Annotated in this window: 5 protein-coding genes, 1 tRNA gene and 1 pseudogene; 5 read left to right on the top strand and 2 right to left on the bottom strand. The window is 61.6% G+C overall.

What is annotated here, in order from left to right; translation table 11 throughout:
- From VGH68_RS24035 to VGH68_RS24020, 4 genes are all read left to right on the top strand, one after another.
- Positions 1–904, top strand: a 904-nt coding sequence (locus VGH68_RS24035; RefSeq protein ID WP_331606207.1) for a class 1 fructose-bisphosphatase, incomplete at its 5' end; no start/stop codon positions are given.
- Positions 905–975: 71 nt separating this feature from the next.
- Positions 976–1,051 (top strand) — tRNA-Thr (locus VGH68_RS24030).
- Between the two features lie 739 nt (positions 1,052–1,790).
- On the top strand, positions 1,791–1,940 hold the full coding sequence (locus VGH68_RS24025) for a hypothetical protein (protein ID WP_331606206.1): 150 nt from the start codon (positions 1,791–1,793) through the stop codon (positions 1,938–1,940).
- Positions 1,941–2,221: 281 nt separating this feature from the next.
- Positions 2,222–2,821 (top strand): chorismate mutase, encoded by a 600-nt coding sequence (locus VGH68_RS24020; protein WP_331606205.1) that lies wholly within the window; start codon positions 2,222–2,224, stop codon positions 2,819–2,821.
- A gap of 38 nt (positions 2,822–2,859) precedes the next feature.
- On the opposite strand, the gene VGH68_RS24015 is transcribed toward VGH68_RS24020, so the two are convergent.
- Both VGH68_RS24015 and VGH68_RS30150 read right to left on the bottom strand, forming a co-directional pair.
- Positions 2,860–4,005: an exonuclease domain-containing protein gene (locus VGH68_RS24015; protein WP_331606204.1), complete on the bottom strand. Its 1,146-nt coding sequence runs from the start codon at positions 4,003–4,005 to the stop codon at positions 2,860–2,862.
- 121 nt (positions 4,006–4,126) lie between these two features.
- A pseudogene (locus VGH68_RS30150) lies at positions 4,127–4,201 on the bottom strand (cold-shock protein); the annotation flags it as partial.
- A 401-nt stretch (positions 4,202–4,602) separates the two neighbouring features.
- Between VGH68_RS30150 and VGH68_RS24010 the strand changes: the two are divergent.
- Positions 4,603–4,829, top strand: a 227-nt coding sequence (locus VGH68_RS24010; RefSeq protein ID WP_331606203.1) for a hypothetical protein, incomplete at its 3' end; no start/stop codon positions are given.

Genomic DNA, 4,829 nt, shown 5'->3' with positions numbered 1-4,829 from the left:
CAAGGCGATCAGCTATCACGTCAGCAAGGGCGCGCTCGGCGATGCGCTCGGCTCGGCGGGCAGCGAGAATGTCCAGGGCGAGGTGCAGAAGAAGCTCGATATTCTGTCGAACGAAATCCTCCTCGAAGCGAACGAATGGGGCGGCAATCTCGCCGGCATGGCTTCCGAAGAGATGGAAAAGTTCTTCCCGATTCCCGCCAACTATCCGAAGGGCGAATATCTGCTGGTGTTCGATCCGCTGGATGGCTCCTCGAATATCGACGTCAACGTGTCGATCGGCACGATCTTCTCGGTGCTGCGCTGCCCGGACGGCCAGCAGGCGACCGAGCAGTCGTTCCTGCAGCCCGGCACCCAGCAGGTTGCGGCGGGCTATGCGGTGTACGGCCCGCAGACCGTGCTGGTGCTGACCACCGGCAACGGCGTGAACTGCTTCACACTCGATCGCGAACTCGGCTCGTGGGTGCTCACGCAAAGCGATATGCGCATTCCTGTCGAGACGCGCGAGTATGCGATCAACGCGTCGAACGAGCGTCACTGGTATGCCCCGGTCCAGCAGTACATCGGCGAGCTGAAGGCGGGCAACGAAGGGCCGCGTCAGGCCGACTTCAACATGCGCTGGATCGCGTCGATGGTGGCCGACGTGCACCGTATCCTCAATCGCGGCGGCGTGTTCATGTACCCGGCCGACAAGCGCACGCCGGACAAGCCAGGCAAGCTGCGTCTGATGTACGAGGCCAATCCGATGGCGTTCATCGTCGAGCAGGCCGGCGGCGCGGCGACCAATGGCGAGAAGCGCATTCTCGACATCCAGCCGAAGAGTCTGCATGAACGCGTCGCGGTGTTCCTCGGTTCGAAGAACGAGGTCGATCGCGTGACCCGTTACCACCTCGAAGCGAAAAAGTGATCCCGGAACAAAGTGTATTCGGGGACTTGCCAAGTTGATGAACTAGTCCCTATAATCTCGTTTCTCCTGATGCCGGAATAGCTCAGACGGTAGAGCAGCGCATTCGTAATGCGAAGGTCGGGGGTTCGATTCCTCTTTCCGGCACCATCAAGTTTCAAGCAAAAGCCCAGTCCTCACGACTGGGCTTTTTCTTTTGCAGCGACGCATTCGATACGCGTGATGCGGGGCGAAACATCATACCGGCCACGATAACCGGCACGCGTCGCGAGGCCGGCTAACGACCGACGCTGCTCAGCCGCTCGCAACCGAGCTGTCTTACGGCCCCGTCGTCGTTAGCTTCCTTGGGACCACTGACGCTTTCCGTCCCAACCTCCGCCGAGGAACCACGACTCTCGTGATCCGCAGCCCCGTCATACGCATGCGTGGTACACCTCACGCCCGACGGCGAACATGGCTTTGCGACAGAAGCAGTAGAGCGCCCGATGATCTGCATCAGCCGCCGACGTTTGTCACAAAAGCGCGGTAAATGGTTTGCCAGCTAACTGTCGAGCGCGAATGCGCGGACGACAATTCATTAAATAGTGTCTGGCGGTCAACGAAGTCCACGAGACGCCGTTTACAAAAGAAGCAGCGGTGGATCGTTCGATCGGAAAATACGAACGTTCAGTCATAAACGGCGGAAAAAGCGTGCCCATGCGGCATTGCACAACGGTGGTCATGATTGCGCGAAGCGAAATCCGTCAGACGGATAGGCGACAAATTATTGAAACGCTCTGCGCCGGTGTGTGCTTGTGCCGTTAAAGCAACAGAGAGCATGCGACTTGATATCGACACTGGTGTGTCGACCGTACCGCGGCAGATAATCGGTTTGTAAAGGAGAAACATCATGGATGCGAAACCACCGAAGATTCCGACCCCGGACAAAGTTCTCTACCCGGATCCGGAACCCGTGGCCGTCGAGTTTCTGGATGCCGTACTGCCTGAGCACGTTCGAGCTTTTTTCGACGAACAACGCAAGTCATGCGACCCGAAGTAACCGGGCGTTCGCGACGCGCAGCATCGCTGCTGGTGAATGCGGCGAGCGGTGAATGCACGCGCCCGGGTCGTCCAGCGTCCACGCCGACACAGTAAACAGGCCATCTGATCGTATATCGCCGGAACGCGTCGATCAAACGTGCGCGTGCGCGCGTGCGTCAGACGCATGGCGCATGACACCCTCGCCGCCGGCGGCATCCCGCCGGCCTGGTGCACGCGGCCTGCCGGGCATCATTTATTCTTGTGCTTTTTCGTCAGCGGTCGCCCGGCCACCTCCATCTCATGAATCGTTCGCCTCGCATCGCCGCGTCATGCGCGCTCGCGCTTGCCGCCGTCAGCTTTGTCTTCACACCTGCCCCCGCCCTCGCCGATGGCGACGACACCGCGCTCACCAATCTGATCGCGCTGGCGTCGCAGCGTCTTGCGCTCGCGGAGCCGGTCGCGCGCTGGAAGTGGGCGCATCGCCAACCCATCACCGATAGCCCGCGTGAAAATGCGCTGCTCGCCGATGTGGAAAAGCGTGCGGCGGCGGCGAACGTCGACCCGGCGTTTGCCCGGGCATTCTTCCAGGATCAGATCGACGCGAGCAAGGAGGTGCAGAACGCGCTGTTTGCCACATGGCGCAGCGGCCAGCCGCCCCAGGAACCGGCGCCCGACCTCGTGACCAGCACGCGACCGCAACTCGACAAGCTGACGCAATCGCTGGTGGCCAGCCTCGCGCGCGTGCAGCCGTTGCGCGCGTCGGCGGATTGCCCGACGCGCGTCGGGCAGTCGCTTGCTAACTGGAAATCGCTGACGCGTTATGACTCGGCGCGTTCGACCGCCTTGACCCGCGCGCTCGGTCACGTGTGCGAAACGGGCGGCGTCGGCGCGACAGGCTGATCGGTTCGCGCCGGGTAACGCGCACCGCTGCGCGGCGGCTAGACGAGGCTGGACTCGGCCGTGGCGCTCGACACGCTCAACGGCATGACGCGCAGACCGCGTGCGAGATGGGTCTGCAGGATCCGATACGTCGACAGTTCGAACGATCCGGCCATCACCGACGCATGTAGCTCGGCCGCCTGCGCGAGCGACAGCGCGTGTCCGAGATAACGCCAACGATCGACGACGTGGAAGACGCGCTGCGCATCCTCACGCTCCTCGAAAACGATCGGCCCCGCGAACGGCCACGCCGCATCGGCGGGATCGCTCTTCGTCACCTTCGGCAGCCGGTTCTGGCCGGGCCGCAGTGTCGCGATCCATTGCGCCTCGGCAAGCATCGCGCCCAGCTCGCCGCCGGTCGCACGCCATTCGACGCGGCGCACGCGCTGTGCGAGCCGGATATCCTTCGATGAACGCCGCTCACCGGTCAGATGTGAGCGCAGCCGCTGGCGCACGCGCACGCTTCGCCCGACGTAGAGCGGCGCATCGGCTTCGTCATAGAACGCATACACACCGCAGCCCGCGGGCGCGGTATCCAGCAGATCCTCCGTGATATCGCCGGCCAGCCGGTAGCGCCGCGTCGTGCGCTCGATCTGCGTGCGCAATGCATCCAGCGGAACGAGCGCATGCAGGCGCTGCCAGAACTGCCAGATCAGATCCGCGTCGGCGAGCGCGCGATGGCGGTCGGATGGCACGAGCGCGTGACGTTCGACGAGCGCATCGAGGCCGTGACGTTTTTCGGCCGGAAACAACGCGCGCGACAACCGCACTGTGCACAGCACGTCGGGATCGAACGCGAGCCCGATGCGGCGAAACTCGCTGCGCAGAAATCCACGATCGAAACTCGCATTGTGCGCAACGAACAGCTTGCCGCTCAAGCGCGCGAACAGCGCCGGCGCGATCGACTCGAAGGTCGGCGCGCCGCGCACCATTTCGTTGGTGATGCCAGTGAGCTGCTGGATAAACGACGGAATCGGCTTCTGTGGATCGACCAGGCTACTCCACCGCGAAACGCCCGCCGGCCCTATCTCGACGACGCCGACCTCGGTGATGCGATGCTCGGTAGCGGAGCCGCCAGTCGTTTCAAGATCGACGAAGACGATGGGTACATCAAGGGCCGGTTCCGGCGAAATCTGTTCGGACATTGAATAGGGGGTTTCGGACGTGTGAGTTTGCGGCAAGTATGCACCAGCTTGACTCCGCGCATCCAGTTTGCGCCGGGCAAACCGGGCGGAACGTCCGTCACGCGCTGATCGAGGGCCCTGGTTCAGGGCCCACGTCCGAGGTGATGAAGCCAAAGCCTTCAGCATCGTCGAACCCTTTGACGATACCGGTTTCCATTGGCTGTTTCCGCTGTCCATTTATCGGAGTCGCGCATTGCCATCGAGTCCATCAAATCCCGACTTCACCGGAAATCCGATGGCAGGAGACGCGGAAAAGCAAAATCAGCTAACGAAATATCGTTTTGCCATTCTCGAGGTAACGGAAAAATCGTCCTCCAGTGCACCATTGCACGCGCTTGGCGTGTAATTCGATATATGTAAGTCCTTGCCAAACTCGAAAATCCGTCGATATTACTCGCCAAGATTTTATCGGGCCGCCGGGCGGAAAATCCTGCCTTGGGGCTCTACCCAAAGGTGTAACCAAGTCCTCCTTTAGGTAAGTGTTTGTCCGACTTGTTGCCCTCGTTTGACGATCGCATGATCGAACGCAGTGGTAGCAACGTGCCTTAGGAGGTTGCCATGCTGTCGAACCACATCCGCCGCCTTTTCAACTGGCTCGCTCATTCCCCCGCCAAGGCCGTATCCGATCAACCCACGCTAGCCGCCGATAACCCGTCGGTCTTCGACTTCGATCCGATGTGGCACGGCGATCACTGGCAGAACCTGCTGTCTTCGCCGATGGACGCGCGCCGTTACGTGATCGAAGACTGGAGCTTGCCGCCGGCAACCGGATGGGACGATGCGGA

The sequence above is a fragment of the Paraburkholderia sp. genome (assembly GCF_036488505.1).
Lineage (GTDB): Bacteria > Pseudomonadota > Gammaproteobacteria > Burkholderiales > Burkholderiaceae > Paraburkholderia.
Note: the sequence above shows the minus strand (reverse complement) of the source record. Positions and strands in the feature narration are given on the sequence as shown.

Coding starts and splice junctions, on each gene's coding strand:
- VGH68_RS24025 (WP_331606206.1), top strand. CDS start 1,791: ATGGATGCGAAACCACCGAAGATTCCGACCCCGGACAAAGTTCTCTAC.
- VGH68_RS24020 (WP_331606205.1), top strand. CDS start 2,222: ATGAATCGTTCGCCTCGCATCGCCGCGTCATGCGCGCTCGCGCTTGCC.
- VGH68_RS24015 (WP_331606204.1), bottom strand. CDS start 4,005: ATGTCCGAACAGATTTCGCCGGAACCGGCCCTTGATGTACCCATCGTC.